General features: G+C 36.4%; 13 protein-coding genes. 11 read left to right on the forward strand and 2 right to left on the reverse strand.

Features of this window, described 5'->3' with window-relative positions; genetic code table 11:
* Nucleotides 1-561 precede the first annotated feature (561 nt).
* Nucleotides 562-1,332 carry an energy transducer TonB gene (locus ACFIL7_RS09385; RefSeq protein ID WP_375661839.1) on the reverse strand — a complete coding sequence of 257 codons (771 nt, stop codon included), beginning with the start codon at nt 1,330-1,332 and terminating at the stop codon, nt 562-564.
* Nucleotides 1,333-1,575: 243 nt separating this feature from the next.
* Between ACFIL7_RS09385 and ACFIL7_RS09390 the strand changes: the two genes are divergently transcribed.
* From ACFIL7_RS09390 to ACFIL7_RS09410, 5 genes are all read left to right on the forward strand, one after another.
* Nucleotides 1,576-3,753, forward strand: a complete 2,178-nt coding sequence (locus tag ACFIL7_RS09390; protein WP_375676869.1) for a TonB-dependent hemoglobin/transferrin/lactoferrin family receptor — start codon at nt 1,576-1,578, stop codon at nt 3,751-3,753.
* 263 nt (nt 3,754-4,016) lie between these two features.
* Nucleotides 4,017-5,060: a hemin-degrading factor gene (locus ACFIL7_RS09395; RefSeq protein WP_375683539.1), complete on the forward strand. Its 1,044-nt coding sequence runs from the start codon at nt 4,017-4,019 to the stop codon at nt 5,058-5,060.
* An 18-nt stretch (nt 5,061-5,078) separates the two neighbouring features.
* Nucleotides 5,079-5,981 (forward strand): hemin ABC transporter substrate-binding protein, encoded by a 903-nt coding sequence (locus tag ACFIL7_RS09400; RefSeq protein WP_375634174.1) that lies wholly within the window; start codon nt 5,079-5,081, stop codon nt 5,979-5,981.
* 5 nt (nt 5,982-5,986) lie between these two features.
* Nucleotides 5,987-7,084 carry a FecCD family ABC transporter permease gene (locus ACFIL7_RS09405; protein ID WP_375617630.1) on the forward strand — a complete coding sequence of 366 codons (1,098 nt, stop codon included), beginning with the start codon at nt 5,987-5,989 and terminating at the stop codon, nt 7,082-7,084.
* Nucleotides 7,081-7,914, forward strand: coding sequence for a heme ABC transporter ATP-binding protein (locus ACFIL7_RS09410; protein WP_375634176.1), 834 nt, complete (start codon nt 7,081-7,083; stop codon nt 7,912-7,914). Before ACFIL7_RS09405 ends, ACFIL7_RS09410 begins: the two co-directional genes overlap by 4 nt.
* 1,153 nt (nt 7,915-9,067) lie before the next feature.
* Here the strand turns inward: ACFIL7_RS09410 and ACFIL7_RS09415 are convergent.
* Entirely contained in the window at nt 9,068-10,042 is a 975-nt protein-coding gene (locus ACFIL7_RS09415) for a tail fiber protein (RefSeq protein WP_375679824.1), read from the reverse strand.
* 1,865 nt (nt 10,043-11,907) lie between these two features.
* Here ACFIL7_RS09415 and thiC point away from each other — a divergent pair.
* Genes thiC through ACFIL7_RS09445 form a run of 6 tightly spaced genes read left to right on the forward strand, consistent with a single transcriptional unit; the run spans nt 11,908 to nt 17,020 of the window.
* The gene (thiC, locus tag ACFIL7_RS09420; RefSeq protein ID WP_375617627.1) at nt 11,908-13,743 is read left to right on the forward strand and encodes a phosphomethylpyrimidine synthase ThiC; all 1,836 of its coding nucleotides are present in this window, start codon (nt 11,908-11,910) and stop codon (nt 13,741-13,743) included.
* Nucleotides 13,740-14,690 carry a glycine oxidase ThiO gene (gene thiO, locus ACFIL7_RS09425; RefSeq protein WP_375617626.1) on the forward strand — a complete coding sequence of 317 codons (951 nt, stop codon included), beginning with the start codon at nt 13,740-13,742 and terminating at the stop codon, nt 14,688-14,690. Before thiC ends, thiO begins: the two co-directional genes overlap by 4 nt.
* Before the next feature lie 3 nt (nt 14,691-14,693).
* On the forward strand, nt 14,694-14,891 hold the full coding sequence (gene thiS, locus ACFIL7_RS09430) for a sulfur carrier protein ThiS (protein WP_273791115.1): 198 nt from the start codon (nt 14,694-14,696) through the stop codon (nt 14,889-14,891).
* 4 nt (nt 14,892-14,895) lie between these two features.
* A complete protein-coding gene (locus tag ACFIL7_RS09435; RefSeq protein ID WP_375617625.1) occupies nt 14,896-15,669 on the forward strand; it encodes a thiazole synthase in 774 nt (257 codons plus the stop codon).
* Nucleotides 15,666-16,271, forward strand: coding sequence for a thiamine phosphate synthase (locus ACFIL7_RS09440; protein ID WP_375634178.1), 606 nt, complete (start codon nt 15,666-15,668; stop codon nt 16,269-16,271). The genes ACFIL7_RS09435 and ACFIL7_RS09440 overlap by 4 nt, the downstream gene beginning before the upstream one ends.
* Nucleotides 16,262-17,020, forward strand: coding sequence for a hydroxymethylpyrimidine/phosphomethylpyrimidine kinase (locus ACFIL7_RS09445; RefSeq protein ID WP_375634300.1), 759 nt, complete (start codon nt 16,262-16,264; stop codon nt 17,018-17,020). The genes ACFIL7_RS09440 and ACFIL7_RS09445 overlap by 10 nt, the downstream gene beginning before the upstream one ends.
* Nucleotides 17,021-17,250: the final 230 nt, after the last annotated feature.

Below are 17,250 nucleotides of genomic sequence, written 5' to 3' on the forward strand. Positions count from 1 at the left end.
AGCCTTAAAGACAAACAATTCTCTTCTGCCCCTTCCCTTTTCATTCGGTTTTACGACTTTTAAATATGTCAATATCTTTTAATAATAAAGATGAATCTTTGCTTTTTTCTCATTTTTACATATAAGCTCACATCCTTTACACAAAACAGAGCATCCCCAAATAGTATGTTTTTCTTATTTATATTATTGTTTTATTTTAATGTTTCTAAGTCCATTTCACAACGGTGTATCTGAAAAGTACTTACGAAAATCCTCTCACGAATGGTATAAAAATCGATTAGACACGATTAACCTTTAATTAATAAAACCTATAGCTCTATCATCCCTTAACTCCCAATGTTGCAAAAGCCCTTTCATTTAGAGCACTCATAAGAAGTATATTCACTGCTTTTTAGAAGTTTTTTATTCATGCTCCTCCTCAACTTGTATCATAAGTAAGCAGATGGTTTTGATTGATTCAACATCAAAAAAATTCGAATAAATTATATTTGAACTTTCATCAAAATTATAAACAATCATTATAAATCAATATATTATAAGAAAAGCGCCCCGCATAAAAAATCAGCTAAATATTAGGGATACTCTAATTGTTTTATTCACTTTTGATGGTGGTGGTGGTGGAAAAGAACCAACGCGTTGAAGGGCTGCCATCGCTAATCGATCAAGTTCCGGATCACCAGCAGAGACTGCTACACGACTAGAAAAAATACTCCCCTGCTCATGCACCATAAATTCTAACTTCACCGTTCCTTTTGTACGATTGGTGCGCTGTCCCACAATATAATTTTTTTGCCTTTCTAATTGTGACTGTACCTTTGCTAACCACTCCATTAACAACATATCTTCAAGCCCTGCTGTACCACCGCCCTTGTTGATGGAAGAAGAACGTACCGCCTTTGCATTGGAGCGCTTTACTACAGCCTTTGGCATCGGTATTGTTTTTTTGATAAACGCTTTATGCTCCACTTTTTGAGGTAGGGGTTCTTCCAAAGGCTTTAAGTCATCTTGTTCTACTATATGCTGAGGTTCTTCCGATTGAACTTCATCCACGGATTCCAATCCTTCTGACTCCTGCTCTAGGAGATCAGACTGTAATACTTCTTGCTCTGTATTAATATCCGACTCTCTATGAATATCTGGCAAATCTGTATCAACATCCGGATATACAGTTTCTTGCACAAAATTCAGCATAATCTCCGACGAGAGCAAACCATTACTTATACCAGTACTTTGAAAATAAAACTGTGCTGCTAATAATACATGCAAAAAGAAAGCCCCAATAAATGCACCAATCCAAAGAGTTAATAATTGTTTCGTATTTGCAAAATTCATCGTTTCTTCTGCCACTATTTTAAGCTTAATATTGGTGTTCAATCTCATTAAAACAGGCTATTTTGAAATTGCAACTTTTTTCTTGACTGATTTTGTCATGTTTAATATGGTCTTCTAATGATTTTGTGCCGTTGTCAAAATCATTCCTACTTGGCTGGCAAGTTTTAATCAGTGAGTCCAGCCTTTTTGTATTAAAAAAATTTCAAAACAGAGAGGGGATGGTTAAAAGGGTTATGATGTGTTATGCAAATAAGACGAAAAAATATCTATAAAAGCTGTGTAATTTTAAGTGCATTATCGGTCTGTATACCTTCATTTGTTTTTGCACAAAATAAAGATGGAAGTGCTGTCACTGAACTTAAACCAATCCTTATTAAAGGAAAAAAAATAGAAGATGCTTCAAATTCAATAACCATTCTGACTGATCGTAAGACCAACAAGAATATTGATGAAAGACAAATAACTGATGTTTATGATGTGAGTCGTCTTAATCCTTCCGTATCCTATAACTCAGAAAATAACAGTTTCGTTATTCGGGGTTTAGATGCAAACCGTGTTCTTACGACAATGGATGGTATTTCTCTTCCATGGTTTAATGATATATTCCGTGGTGGAGGTGGAAACACAACTTTTGATTTCAATGCTCTTTCTACGTTTGATACTATTCAAGGATCAGATTCTAGTCTTTATGGTTCTGGCGCCTTAGGGGGAATCATTGCGTTGCGTACTCTTGATCCTGAAGACCTGATCGTGGAAGAAAAGAATTGGGGAAGCCTTATAAAAGGTGGTTATAATTCTGTTGATAACAGCTGGCGCATCGATCAAACTTTTGCTGTGCGTAATTACCGGACATTTTTACTTTTTCAAGGATCTTATGTAGAAGGTCATGAGCGCAAAAATATGGGAACAGTAGAAGGGTATGAAGAACGCACGCGCAAAAACCCTTCTCACTTTGATAAAAATAACTTGCTTTTTAAAATTCATCAATATTTGAGTGATAATCACCGCCTTGGTTTTACCGCAGAGCGTTTTGGTCATAATAGTAACACACATGAATTAAATTCGTCTAAAAGATACGCTCCAGGTTCCGTTTATGAGCAGGATAATAAACTTCGTGAGCGCTTTTCTCTTTCTTATAATTATAATGGTAATGGTGATGCAGTTCTTGATGTGTTTAATGGGCAGCTTTATTGGCAAAGGCAATCAAGTCGTTACGTTATGACAGGCGTTCGTGTTTCAGCACCCAAAGGGGATTATTTGAGAGATAATTTCTTGCGTAATATCAATTATGGTTTCAATGCTGATGCCCTTAAAAAAGTGGATTTTGGCACTATAAACCATACGTTAAAGTTTGTAATGAATGTTTCGTCATCTAAATTTCATCACTATTTGTTAGGTAAAGACAACTGTCATATAAAAGAATACGCTCGGGGATGTCTTTTTGTTCCTGCTAATCGATCAGATTCACCAGACACAAATGGTTACAATTTAGGTTTTGTTTTTGAAGATGAAATTGGGTTGGTTGATGATCGTTTTCGTGTAATACCGGGAATCCGGTATGATTGGTACAAATATGTTCCTCAGAAAACACCTTCTTATGAGAAAGCACTGATTTCTGATAAATTTCCTCCAGAAAGAAGTGGTTCACGCTTTTCTCCTAAATTACGCGTGGAGTGGGATGTTCGTAATCAAGTAACGCTCTATGCTCAGTGGGCACAGGCTTTTCGTGCACCACGTATTTCAGAACTTTACGTCTCTTATATCAAACCTTCTGCTTATTATGTGAAAGGGAATCCTGATCTTCAACCAGAAACAAGCAATGGGTATGATGTTGGTCTACGGTATGGAAATGTAAATTTCGGTGGTTCCTTCAATGCCTTTTTCAATCAATATAAGAATTTCATAGATACTGAGGATAGAGGGCCATCAGAGGAATTTAGATTTGCGCGTCGGCATTACATGAATCGTTTTCACGTGCAAATTTTTGGTGTTGAAACAAAAGCCCATTTAGTTCTTAAAAATGGTTTTCATAGCAATGTTGCTCTTGCTTATTCACAAGGAAAAGATCTTGATAAAAAGGAGTATCTTAACTCAATTCCTCCTTTGAAAGCAGTTATCGGATTAGGATATGCAAAAGAGGTTTGGGGAAGCGATATTATCCTTACTTTGGCAGCTAAACGTGACAAAGTAGCCGGAGAATCTGATTACCAAAAAATTCCAGGATATCATGTCGTTGATATGACAGGGTGGTGGAAACCATTCGGTGAAACGGGACCTATTCTAAGAGCCGGTGTTTATAATCTTTTCAATACAAAATATTGGAATGTATCTGAACTTCCTTCAGGTAAAAGTTCAACACCAAAAGATTATTATAGCCAGCCTGGTCGTAACTTTAAGGTGTCGTTTGTACAAAAGTTTTAGTCACTTCTGTTAATTATTCGGTCAATAAAATCGTATTGATAAAAGGATTAATTATTGTGTTTCTATTTTCAACATCTTTTAAATTACAAAGATTTGGTAGAAAAGTTTTAATTCTTTCTGTTTTATCGTTTTTTGATTGCTCAGCTGTTGGCGATAGAGTGTTATTTTGTGATAGATTGAACTCTTAAAAGAATTTAATTTATTGCCTTGGAATTGTAAAATTTGAAAGTTAGTTTTTGAGTTAAGTAACATAAGGTAAATTCATGGCACATACAGCTGAGATGATTCTTCGTTTGCGTGAAGAAAAAAAAGAAATGCGAAACCGCGATTTTGCGGTTTCGATTGGTATATCTGAAGCAGAGCTTATTGCGGCTTATTGTACCATTGGAAAAGCAAAAAGGCTACAAACTGATGTTGCTACTCTCTTAGAAAATGCACCTCGACTTGGAACCGTCATGGTCTTAACTCGCAATGAATATGCTGTTCACGAAATAACGGGACGCTTTGAAAAAATTGTTCAAAACGAACATATTCCTATCACACTTGGTGAAATTGATTTGCGTATTTTTACAAAACAATGGAAGTTCGGTTTTGAATATGATGTCGTTATTCTTGGAAAACCTACAAAAAGTCTGCAATTCTTTGATCAACATGGCGTTGCTATTTTAAAGGTCTATTCTAAAGATATGACAAATATGGAAGCGTGGAATAAACTTGTTGAAAAGCTCCTTCTTGAAGATCAGTCTCCTGTTCTTAACATTCTTCCCGTTTTTCTCCCAGCCCAATGTGACATAACAGAATTGGATATTGAGAGTTTTCGGGATCGTTGGCGGAAAATGACAGATGTACACCAACTTCACAAAATTATTTCCGAATTTAAAATTAATCGACATCATGCTGTAAAATATGTTGGTAATGAATTTGCCGATGAATTACAGGTAAATGCTGTTGAAATAATGCTTAACCAAGTCGCACAACAAGAACTGCCAATCATGTGTTTTGTTGGGAATAAAGGGTGTATTCAAATTTTTAGTGGGACTGTAAAAAATATTAAGCAAATGGGACCTTGGCTTAATGTTCTTGATCCAAGATTTGACCTTCATTTACTCACGTCCGGAATTGCTAGAGTATGGCATGTTCGCAAACCTACCCGTGATGGTTATGTCAGTTCACTTGAAGTTTTCGATAAAGATGATGAGATGGTTATTCAATTCTTTGGCGTACGCAAGGAGGGTCAAAAAGAACGTGAAGATTGGCGTTCTTTATTGAATAGTTTGCCATCATGCCAAGAAAACAGCAGTAACTAAGATAAGATAAGGTTAGACATGTTCATATCTCTTTTACATAGGTTATCAAACCTTTTTCTTATGTGTTTACTGCTCTCTCTTACTTGTTTTTCTAAACAAGTAATTGCTGAACCTGCAACGCGTTTTCCTGAAAATGCTCGAATTGTTTCTATCGGCGGAGCACTTACAGAAATTGTCTATGCATTGGGAGCCCAAGATCAACTTGTCGCCCGTGATAGTACAAGCGTCTACCCACAAGAAGCGCTCAAGCTTCCTGTGCTTGGATATATGCGTGCTCTTTCACCTGAGGGGGTTTTATCACTTGCTCCAGAGGGTATATTGCTTGTTGAAGGAAGTGGTCCCGCTTCAACAATTGATATTCTCAAAAAAACATCGATACCTCTGGTGATCATACCAGAAGACTACTCCCGTGAAAATGTGATAGAAAAGATTCGCCTCGTTGGTCAAGCCATTCATCGGGAAGTGCAAGCCGCGGCGTTAATTGAGAAATTGAAGCGTAATTTTTTAGACAACGATGCGCTTTTGGCGAAAGTAACAACACCAAAGCGTGTTCTTTTTGTTTTCTCTGTGCAAAATGGACGCGTCATGGCATCTGGAACAGGTACTGCAGCTGATAGTATGATCAAACTTTCAGGCGCTATCAATGCTATCACCGATTATAAAGGATATAAACTTCTCAACGGCGAAGCATTATTGAAATCAGATCCTGATGTTATTTTGCTTGTAAAACATGGTGCAAGATCAACCAGCATTGATAAGATTTTAGCCATACCGGCAGTTCAAGCAACAACTGCAGCGAAAAATCATGCCATAAAACAGATGGATGCTATGTATTTTTTGGGATTTGGTCCACGTACTGCAGACGCATCAAGAGAACTTATTGAGATACTTTATGGTGCACATCAAAACGGTAAGAGCTGATAAAAATGGTAGACGGTACATCCAGGATGCATTTACCTAAAGAAAAAGAAGGTAAAAAAATAAACCGTTCAAAACAGGGGAAGATTTTATTATTAAGCTTAATAATATTCCTTATTTTCAGTATTTTTGGTGGGCTCTTGAATGGTGCAGCAAAGGTTTCTTTCGTTGATCTCCTCCATGTGATGCTTACACAAGATTTTTCGGTAAGTAGTAAAACGCGTGATTACCTCGTGCTCATCGACATAAGGCTTCCCCGTGTTATCTTGGGATTATTGATTGGAGCAGCTTTAGCTGTCTCCGGTGTTCTTATGCAAGGGCTTTTTCGTAATCCTCTTGCAGATCCCGGAATTGTAGGTGTATCAGCAGGTGCTGGACTTGGAGCAGTCTTAGCAATTGTTGTCGGCATTGCTTTTCCTGTTTCTTTTGCACCTTTTCTAGAGCCTTATAAAGTTATCATAGGTGCTTTTTTTGGTGGACTTTTATCAACGATTATTCTCTACATAATAGCAACGCATAACAGCTTTACCTCTATTGCAACCATGCTGCTTGCTGGCATTGCTCTTGGTGCATTAAGCAGTGCTGTTGTCGGAACATTGATTTTTGTCGCAAATGACCAACAACTGCGTGATATCACTTTTTGGAGTCTGGGCTCTCTTGCGGGCGCTACATGGTTGAAAGTATGGCTCGTTCTCCCTTTTATCGTTATTGGTCTTCTTTTCTCTCCCTTTTTATCACGAGCACTTAATGCCCTTGCTCTTGGAGAAGCTGTTGCTGGCCATATTGGTTTCCATATTCAACGCGTCAAAAATATTGCTATTCCTCTTGTTGCTCTTATGTGCGGCAGTGCTGTTGCTGTCAGTGGTGGTATTGGTTTTATTGGTATTATTGTTCCTCATATTTTACGTCAGCTCATTGGTCCTGATCATCGCTATCTCATTCCTTGCTCTGCTCTCTTGGGAGCAGCATTACTTATTTTTGCTGATATGTTTGCACGCTTAATTGTTGCCCCCGCAGAATTGCCGATTGGGATTGTAACAGCACTTTTTGGTGCACCTTTCTTTCTATGGATCCTTATATGCAAACGAGGAACAGACTTTTCATGATTGAAGCGACAAATATTTGTGTTCAGCGCGGAAAGAAGCAGATTCTTAAACACATTAATCTTCAAGCTAAAAGTGGTGCTTTTACCATTATTATTGGTCCTAATGGATCAGGAAAAAGTACTTTTATCAAAGCTCTGAGTGGTGAAATTCCTTACAGTGGAAAAATAACCTTAAATGGTTATAATGTATGCCAAACAAAAACTCATGTAATGGCAAAAATGCGCGCTGTACTACCACAATCAACAACGCTCGTATTTCCATTCTTAGTCCATGAAGTTGTAGGGCTTGGCCTTTCTGTAAACCAATTTAGCATTGCCAAAGCCGAATTGCAAAATCTTATCCAGAAAGCTTTAGAGTGCGTTGACCTTTCTGATTATGGCAACCTGTATTATCACCAATTATCAGGCGGAGAACAAGCTAGAGTGCAACTTGCCCGTGTACTTTGCCAAGTCTGGAAACCTGTTCATAATGGGATTCCTCGCTGGATGATATTAGATGAACCTATTGCTAGCCTCGATATTCAACATCAAATCATCGTTATGGATATTGCTAAACAATTTGCTCATTCTGGTGGCGGTGTTCTTGCTGTTCTTCATGACCTCAATCTCGCGGCACATTATGCAGATAACATGATCTTGCTCAAGGAAGGTAAGATTTATTGCGAAGGAAATGCAACTAATGTTTTGACAACACAAAATCTCCGCAATGTTTATCATTGTTCTTTAAACGTTTCTGAATTACCTAAAGAAGATATCCCTTTTATACTCCCTCAAACGACATCCTCCTATGAAATTAGATCTCTAAGCTATCGGCTTCAATCTAAAAACTAAAGTCCATAGCAAAATAAAACACGCAAATATTCAAGAATCTTTTTTATTTTTATATGAATTCCTTTTTGTCATCTATCATAAAAAAAGAAGACCAATTACCCTAAAGATATTTTTTGAAAAAAATACCAGTTTAAAATCTTTCAAGATTTTACGTAACTAAAAACATGTGAAGTTTTGTTTTGTTATCAAATTTTTAGATAATACGAATTTATACAACATAAATATGCGTTTTCTCACTCTTTCTATCACTTTTATCTTTATAAAAATGATTCAAGAAATACATACAAATGCCTTTGTTATAATAACGGGTGTATTATTTATATCTTCTAAGGACTATATAGAAATCAAGTACCTTTCTTCCCTCCATAAAAGATTTATTTGTAGCTTTAATGGTAATGTTTTCTTTATAACACATATACTTTAGCTTTTTTTATAAATAAATATTGATTTACAATGATATTTTTACTTTTCTCTCTCTATTAAAAAATTGTTTATTGGCATATTATAAAGAATTAACCTATTGAATAAAAACTTTAAAATAAACTCAATAACGCTTCTTGTAAGCCCCCTAATGCAAAAACAATACGGAATATAGGGATGAGGAGAGAGTATAGAAATAGCGTTGCTCTGCTGCTTCACAAGCATAACGATGATTCCACTCAAAGGGGTACACTATCATTTACAGATAAAGCCTCCTACCATGGCAATGCAAAGAAATGAAATCGACAACAAGGTGAAAAATATCTTTATAAGATGAATTAACTCATACAGGGTTATGCTATTTTTGCACAAAAAACGCTAAAAATATTGTACTTTTTTATGCCTCAGGTTGAATAATTTTATTACCTTCCCCTATCAAAACACCTTATGAAAAAATATATCTCCAGATCTCTTCACGGCACAGTTTAAATGATTTTTACACATTTTCCCTATGTTATCGTACAATTATAAAAAAGTTATGATTTTCTTTTTTTTATAATAAATTATATCCTTAACTCTTTCTTTCAATCATTTTAAAATTGTTTTTTGACTCTCTCAAGTATCCTATTAACAATATAGATTTCCTTTTCATATGCATAGAAAATAACGCGGAATTGCTCCGCGTTAACAAAATTATCAAGGTGTATAGATTATTATTATTACTTAAACATACTCATGATTTTATAGCATAGACAACGGTTGTATTAACAGGGCGCGTTTCTGCCTCACCCGTATGGGAAAGAGTTACCTTGTGTGTATGTGCACCAGCAGAAGCTGTTCTCCCTTTCAGGGTCGCATTATAAGTATAATGATTCGGGAGTCTCCCAATATCACCAACGGGCCATCCTACCCCTTGATACTCAAAATTATGCGCATGCTCGCCTGCGTTTTCAATACTCCCAATATGCGTATGTGATTTTATGCTATCTTGTTGTTCATCTGCAAACTTTCTACCACCATCTAAACCCCGACCATTATCAAAGCCGCGTAAAAACATGCCTCTAAAATCAGGAACTTTAAAAGTTTTATTGCTGTCTTTTCCCCATTTATCACCTATTGCCTCGAATAACTGCGGATAATCTTCACGCTTATAGGCCTTACCATCACATAAAAGCCAACCATTTGGCACATTTTGCATAGCAAATGTTGCAATGAATCCAGAGGGGAAACTTTCTATCTTTGGTGGTGTAGGGTTTAATAAATACCAACCCTCATGCTCTTTTATTAAAACACCATTATTGTATACCATTTCATAAATGCCATCTGTTTGAAATTCTCCACCTTCTAATGGTATAATCCCCGCATCAGTGGCTTTATAGATAAGCTTTTCTCCTATATTATTAACAGTTATTGTTGTCACGCCAATATTTACACCACAAGCTTTAAAACGTATGACGATATCATTGTTGTATTTCTTTATAGGCGAAACTGTCTTTAAGGTAATTAATGTTGTTTTATCTTCCAAATTTACTATAAAGCTTGAATTAATAGATCCACCATTATCTGCAAGATATTCGCGCACGCGCTGCATCATCGCCCGTGCACTATCATTAACAGAACTAGGCGGCTGTCCTTCTGCCCAATTAATGATACTATCTGAATAAGCATTTTCATCAGCCTTTAGAGACCAATCGTAAATATTAGACATTTTAAATCCCCCATTATTTTCATAGTTTTTCTAACAACTTCTCGTTCTGTGCACTAAAATGTGCTGCCGCTGTTTATTGGTACATCATAACCACTGCACCATCCTTATTTACGCATTTTATCTCTCTTCACTCCTTCCAATTTTATAACCTAAATTCACCAGACGCTTTTCATAACATTAGTATTAATGCTTTCTCTTCTAATGTATAATGTAACCACCTCATCTGATGTTACTTAATATCTTGTTTTGTTGCTTTGCTGTTGTTATATAATTATTTTTCAAATCCTGCATCTTGTTGCAAAATTTATAAATACTATTCAAATTTTTCCTTATTATGGATTTCATATAACCATTACTGAATGTAATAACTTATCATCTACATAGAAAGTTTCTGACTTAAACATTATCTTTTTTTATTTTTTTCAATAGTTTAAATCTATCTCGTCGATATTTTATACCATATATTTTAAACAAAGAAATTCTATCTTTTGGCTATCATTTGTATTAAAACTTTAAAAATTAGCTTCAAATTTTTTGCATGCTTCATTATGTTTTTATTCACATGCAGATAGTTTGTTCTATTTTATTCAATTGATTTCTGAAATTGTGTCACAAGATTAGCACCAATGTTTTTTTTGAATAAGCTTTTGTTCAATCTAAATGTATCACAGAGAATATATTCAATATGGACATTTGCTCCACACTTTCATTAAACTGGAAATAAAATACTTTGAAATATTCAATATCACACACCTTCACAAAATTTGAAGGTTGTATCCGATCCGGAAAAAATTAAAAAGCATAACCTAGCCTCTCCCCCAATTTTTATGAACAATATCCTTGTTTTTTAAACGCCCCATAACCAACTTTTCCCCTCCCACAGTTAACACATCTACCTCTATATATTATTATATGTATATTTTTTTTGCAAGAACAATAAATCATTCTAAACAACATCTTGCAATTATTGGTGTTCTTCTTAATTCAAGACAATATTATTTTTAATAATAAAGATTAGGTATTGTTTCACGCTTTTGTTTATCGCATTCTTAATGGGAACATCCCCCTCATGAAGAATAGAATGCCCCAAACAAAATATAATGATATTGCATATTACGCACTTTTTAAGAAATATTGCTCAAAATATACTCCTTTCATTTTACGACAGCGCACGTCCATGATACAATAGCAAGCCATTATAGATCATCAGCTTTAAGATTTTGAAGATACAAGTGGAATCCATCATACATTTTGTTGTCCCCCACGTTTTGACAGCCTCACATCTTAGAATGTTCATTAAATGACATTTGGCTTCCTTTCTTCAAGTGCTTTGCCCCATACGCTCCCATTTATGACGTGCAAGGAAATGTTTTTATATGAAAAGATATATGATGAGAGGATCTTATGGTATTCTGAGTTATTATTTTAATATGAAAAAAATCTCAATCAGAGCCATAAACTATCTACTTTTCCTTGATAGTCCGTTTTTAACTTTATTCTGGTTTATAAAAGCTTCAATATCATAGTTTATCACTTCATAATATCTATTTTCACTCTTAAAAACAAACCAAAATTGTTTAAAATATATTTTTATGATTGACAATATAGATATTTAAGCCAACCATATTCGTATTAACAAAAATACTTCAAGTGGGAGGAGGCATGCAAATATTAGAATAGATATTGTTTTAGTTTTTCAAAATAATTTTTCTTGAGATGTATTGGGTTTTCTTTGCTATAAAGCAATACTATCCCTATTCTTCTGAATGCTCGTAATTGATAATTTGAATACATCTCCATTAACATCATAACTCCATTAACATCGCAACCTATTTTTGAACTCTGTGTCTATAAGGAAAAAGTTTGTGCAGAAAAATACTCCATCAATCAGTTGTAGCCCCTTTCCCGCTTCACGCAAAATTTATCAACAGAGCCTTCTCTTTTCTGATGTGCGCGTACCATTGCGTGAAATTTCACTGGCTGATGGCAGTGGTGAAAAACCTTTAAACGTCTACGATACTTCTGGCCCCTACACAGATAAAGATATGATCATTGATATTACAAAAGGCCTGCCAGCAATTAGCTTGCCTTGGCTCTCTAAGCGGGATGATACTGAAACTTATCCTGCACGATTAGTTAAACCTGAAGATAATGGATTGACTTCTGATAAAAACCTTACACCAGCCTTTAAGCAAAAACGTTCTATTTTACGAGCAAAAAATGGCAAAGCAATTACACAAATGGCTTACGCACGCGCAGGCATTATTACCGAAGAAATGGAATATGTGGCTATACGAGAAAATGAAGGATTAGCAGTAGAAGAACGGCAGAATGTACCATCAAATGAAACATTTGCTGGATCAATACCAGAAATTTATACTGCGGAATTTGTTCGCAATGAAATTGCTTGTGGACGCGCCATTATCCCACAAAACATTAATCATCCAGAATGCGAACCCATGATTATTGGACGTAATTTTCGTGTTAAAATTAATGCCAATATTGGCAATTCAGCAGTGACTTCATCTATGGAAGAAGAAGTTGATAAAATGGTTTGGGCCATTCGCTGGGGAGCAGATACAGTTATGGATCTCTCAACAGGTCGAAACATTCACAATATTCGTGAGTGGATTATTCGAAATGCCCCTGTTCCCATCGGGACTGTTCCTCTGTATCAAGCACTCGAAAAAGTACAGGGTATTGCCGAAAACTTAACATGGGACATTTTCCGTGATACCCTTATTGAGCAAGCAGAGCAAGGGGTTGATTATTTTACCATTCATGCGGGATTAAGACTACCTTTTATCCCTTTGACCGTTGATCGGGTAACAGGTATTGTTTCACGAGGTGGTTCTATTATGGCAAAATGGTGTTTGCATCATCATAAAGAAAGTTTTCTTTATGAACATTTTGATGAAATTTGTGATATTGCAAAAACGTATGACATCTCTCTTTCATTGGGGGATGGATTGCGTCCTGGCTCTATTGCCGATGCCAATGATGAAGCCCAATTTGCAGAGCTTAAAACCTTGGGAGAATTGACAAAAATTGCTTGGAAAAAAGATGTACAGGTTATGATTGAAGGCCCTGGGCATGTCCCAATGCACAAAATTAAAGAAAATATGGAGCAACAATTAGATCTTTGTCATGAGGCGCCTTTTTATACTTTGGGACCTCTTACAACAGACATTGCTCCTGGTTATGACCATATTACATCAGCAATTGGTGCCGCTATGATTGGATGGTTTGGAACTGCTATGTTGTGTTATGTAACACCTAAAGAACACCTAGGACTGCCCGATAGGAATGACGTAAAAACTGGTGTGATTACTTATAAAATTGCTGCTCATGCCGCAGACCTTGCCAAAGGTTTGCCTAGAGCACAATTGCGCGATAATGCTCTTTCGCGTGCACGATTTGATTTTAGATGGCATGATCAATTTAACCTTTCTCTTGATCCAGAAACAGCCTGTGCCTTTCATGATGAGACAATGCCTAAAGAAGCCCATAAATTGGTGCATTTTTGTTCCATGTGTGGACCAAAGTTCTGTTCTATGCGTATTTCCCATGATATTCGTGAGGCAGCCGCAATAAGAAAAACAAAAGGGGAAGGTATGATCGCCATGGCCGAAAAATATCAGAAAAATGGTGACCTTTATATGGAAATTGTTCCTCCTCAAAAAAAGAAAGTAAATAGTTGAAGAACATTCTTATCAAAGGTGCAGGTGTAGGCGGCTTAACAGCTGCCTTTATGTTAAAGCAAAAAGGTGCTTCTGTTACTGTATCAGCCCCCTCTCATTCACCTATAGGAAGTGCTAGTTGGTATGCAGGAGGAATGCTCGCACCTTACTGTGAAAGGGAAAGTGCAGAACAAATTGTTGAAGATCTTGGTGTACAAGCTATACAATGGTGGCGTAAAACGCTCCCCAACCTTGTCATACAAAAAGGCACTTTAGTGGTTGCACCTACACGAGATAGAGGAGAGCTTGAACGATTTTCTGTGCGTACGCATAATCACAAAACCATAGATAATACAGAAATAGCTCATCTTGAACCAGATCTTGCTGAACGTTTTAACTGTGCACTCTTTTATGAAAATGAAGCCCATATTGACCCTCGCAAAGCACTTATGGCTTTAAAAGAAAAGCTTCTCAACAATGGAGCCTGTTTTGTTGATGTAGAGAAGGCTGAAAAAAATTTTGATATTGTTATTGATGCGACAGGAATAGCACGTTTAGGAAAAGATAAAAATATACGGGGCGTACGCGGTGAAATGCTTCTCGTGCGCTGCACCGATATTAAAATTTCGCGTCCAATTCGTCTTCTTCACCCACGGTTTCCTCTTTACATTGTACCTCGACAAGATAATATTTTTATGATTGGTGCAACGATGATTGAAAGTGACTTTGATGGTGCAATCTCTGTAAGATCAATGATGGAACTGCTCAACGCGGCTTATACTTTACATCCTGCTTTTGCTGAAGCAGAAATTATTGAATCTGGCGTTGGTGTTCGTCCATGTTATCCTAATAACTTCCCTTCTGTGCATAAAGATGGTAACTTTATTTCTATTAATGGATTTTATAGACATGGTTTTCTGTTGTCTCCAGAAATGGCAAAACGAGCAATGAAATTGGCATTGGAATAAAGCATGCAAATATTTGTTAATGGTGAAACAGTCCAAACAGAAGTTATGACTCTCGGTCTCTTGCTTGAAGAATTGGGGTATGAAGGGAATTGGCTTGCAACTGCTGTTAACGCTGAAGTTGTTCCTATAGATGCACGAAGCCAATTTGTCTTGCATGAAGGAGATAAAATTGAAATTTTAAGCCCAATGCAAGGAGGCTAAAATTATGCTGAATCTTTATGGACGACAATTCTCTTCCCGTCTTCTATTAGGTACAGCGCAATATCCTTCACCAGCAATCCTTCGTGATGCTATTCATAAATCGAATACGGAAATTGTAACTGTTTCCTTGCGCCGTGAAACTGCAGGAGGAAAACAAGGCGGACAATTTTGGCAATTTCTTCAAGATCTTGGGGTAACAGTGCTTCCTAATACTGCTGGTTGTTATACTGTTAAAGAAGCCGTAACCACAGCGCAATTAGCAAGAGATCTTTTTAAAACAGCTTGGATTAAACTCGAAATTATCGGTAATTCAGACACCTTACAGCCAAATATTTTTTCCTTAATCGAAGCTGCTCAAATTTTAAACAATGAAGGTTTCAAAATTTTTGCCTATACAACGGATGATCTCATTGTTGCTGAAAAACTTTTCGACATTGGTTGCCGTGTTATTATGCCTTGGTGTGCTCCTATTGGTTCTGCCAAAGGACCTCATAATACTGATGGATTGCGTTCTATCCGTGCTTACCTTCCTGATGCTACTCTTGTTATTGATGCCGGCATTGGACGCCCATCACATGCCGCCATTGCGATGGAACTAGGTTATGATGCAGTACTGCTTAATACCGCAGTTGCTAAAGCAGCTGATCCTGTCTTAATGGCTGAAGCATTTTCTAAAGCTGTTCAAGCAGGACGTATGGGATATAAAGCTGGCATGATCGAAGCACGCAATGTAGCAGTCCCTTCAACACCAATCATTGGAAAAGCGGTATTTTCATGAAACTGGATCCATTTTACCTCATCGTTGATAACGCTGATTGGATTGAACGTTTGCTTCCTCTTGGTATCAAGCTCGTACAATTGCGTATGAAACATGAAAATCAACAAATAATCCGTCAACATATTAAGCGTGCAAAAAACATATGCAATAAATTGGGAGCACAATTAATTATTAATGATCATTGGGAAATAGCAATTGATGAAAAGTGTAATTTTATTCATCTGGGACAAGAAGACCTGAGCAATGCTGATCTTCACGCAATTCGTAAAAGTGGTATAAAAGTTGGTCTTAGTACACATGATGAATATGAATTGGATACCGCACTCTCTGCTAATCCTGAGTATATTGCACTTGGTCCTATTTATCCGACAATCTTAAAAAAAATGAAATGGATGCCGCAAGGACTAGAGAAAATCAAACAATGGAGAAAGCGGATTGGTGCTTTACCTTTGGTGGGTATTGGTGGTTTAACACCAGAACGCGCAGTTGGTGTTTTAAAAGCAGGAGCAAATAGTGCTGCTGTTGTGACTGATATTATCCTCCATAAAAAACCTGAAGAACGTGTACAGCAGTGGATAAAAGTGACACAAACATGGCGTTGATACCTTCCATTCTTATTGTTGCGGGCACTGATCCAACAGGAGGTGCTGGTATTGTTCGTGATATAGAAACCACTGCGCATTTTCAAATAAAAGCAAATTTAGCAATTACTTGTGTTAACGTACAAGATGATAATCGCGTTGTCGAAATCATTCCAATGCGTGGAGACCTCGTCGCTGCGCAAATGCGTGCTGCCCTAGAAGCAAATCCAATAAGCGCAATAAAAATCGGTATGACGGGGACAAAAGCAATTATAGCAGTAATCTGTAACGTACTCAAAGACTATCCCCATGTTCCAGTTATTTTGGACCCTGTACTTGTCGCTTCATCAGGAGGAAAACTAATAACGGAAACAATCATCGACACTATGATCGATAAACTGCTTCCTCATGTTGATCTTTTAACACCGAATAGAGAAGAACTCGCTCTTCTTAGCCAAAGTCCATTGGCATCTCATGATAAGCAAGCAATACAACAAGCAAAAAAACTTTTGTCATTGGGAGCTCGCTCTATTTTAGTAAAAGGGGGACATGCAGAAGGTCCTCTTGCAATTGATAGCTTCATTGACAAAACTGAAGTCATAAATATCTCTACTCCACGTTTAAAAGGAACAATGCGAGGAACAGGTTGCATTCTCTCAAGCGCTATTGCAGCGCATTTAGCATTAAATGAACCTCTCATTTCAGCTGTAAAAAAAGCAAAAGCATATATCCACACATTGCTTTTAACCCATTGTAAAAATAGTTTATAACGTCTTAGTATTTTCTTATATAAAAGTAATATTTATATATTTCAATTAATATATTTAATATTTTTAATAAAAGTTATTAAAAAATATAATAATATAAAATTTATACTTAATTTTATAAATAAAATACTACAAAATTCACTTTCATTAAGTATTGAATATAGAATATAATGATAAAAAATATTATCACACCACTTGCATTCAGTAAAAAATTCTTTTATTATGAGTGAGTT

Source organism: Bartonella sp. AP3QHHD (genome assembly GCF_042195765.1).
In the GTDB taxonomy this organism is placed as follows: domain Bacteria; phylum Pseudomonadota; class Alphaproteobacteria; order Rhizobiales; family Rhizobiaceae; genus Bartonella.

Coding starts and splice junctions, on each gene's coding strand:
- ACFIL7_RS09385 (WP_375661839.1), bottom strand. CDS start 1,332: ATGAATTTTGCAAATACGAAACAATTATTAACTCTTTGGATTGGTGCA.
- ACFIL7_RS09390 (WP_375676869.1), top strand. CDS start 1,576: ATGCAAATAAGACGAAAAAATATCTATAAAAGCTGTGTAATTTTAAGT.
- ACFIL7_RS09395 (WP_375683539.1), top strand. CDS start 4,017: ATGGCACATACAGCTGAGATGATTCTTCGTTTGCGTGAAGAAAAAAAA.
- ACFIL7_RS09400 (WP_375634174.1), top strand. CDS start 5,079: ATGTTCATATCTCTTTTACATAGGTTATCAAACCTTTTTCTTATGTGT.
- ACFIL7_RS09405 (WP_375617630.1), top strand. CDS start 5,987: ATGGTAGACGGTACATCCAGGATGCATTTACCTAAAGAAAAAGAAGGT.
- ACFIL7_RS09410 (WP_375634176.1), top strand. CDS start 7,081: ATGATTGAAGCGACAAATATTTGTGTTCAGCGCGGAAAGAAGCAGATT.
- ACFIL7_RS09415 (WP_375679824.1), bottom strand. CDS start 10,042: ATGTCTAATATTTACGATTGGTCTCTAAAGGCTGATGAAAATGCTTAT.
- thiS (WP_273791115.1), top strand. CDS start 14,694: ATGCAAATATTTGTTAATGGTGAAACAGTCCAAACAGAAGTTATGACT.
- ACFIL7_RS09435 (WP_375617625.1), top strand. CDS start 14,896: ATGCTGAATCTTTATGGACGACAATTCTCTTCCCGTCTTCTATTAGGT.
- ACFIL7_RS09440 (WP_375634178.1), top strand. CDS start 15,666: ATGAAACTGGATCCATTTTACCTCATCGTTGATAACGCTGATTGGATT.
- ACFIL7_RS09445 (WP_375634300.1), top strand. CDS start 16,262: ATGGCGTTGATACCTTCCATTCTTATTGTTGCGGGCACTGATCCAACA.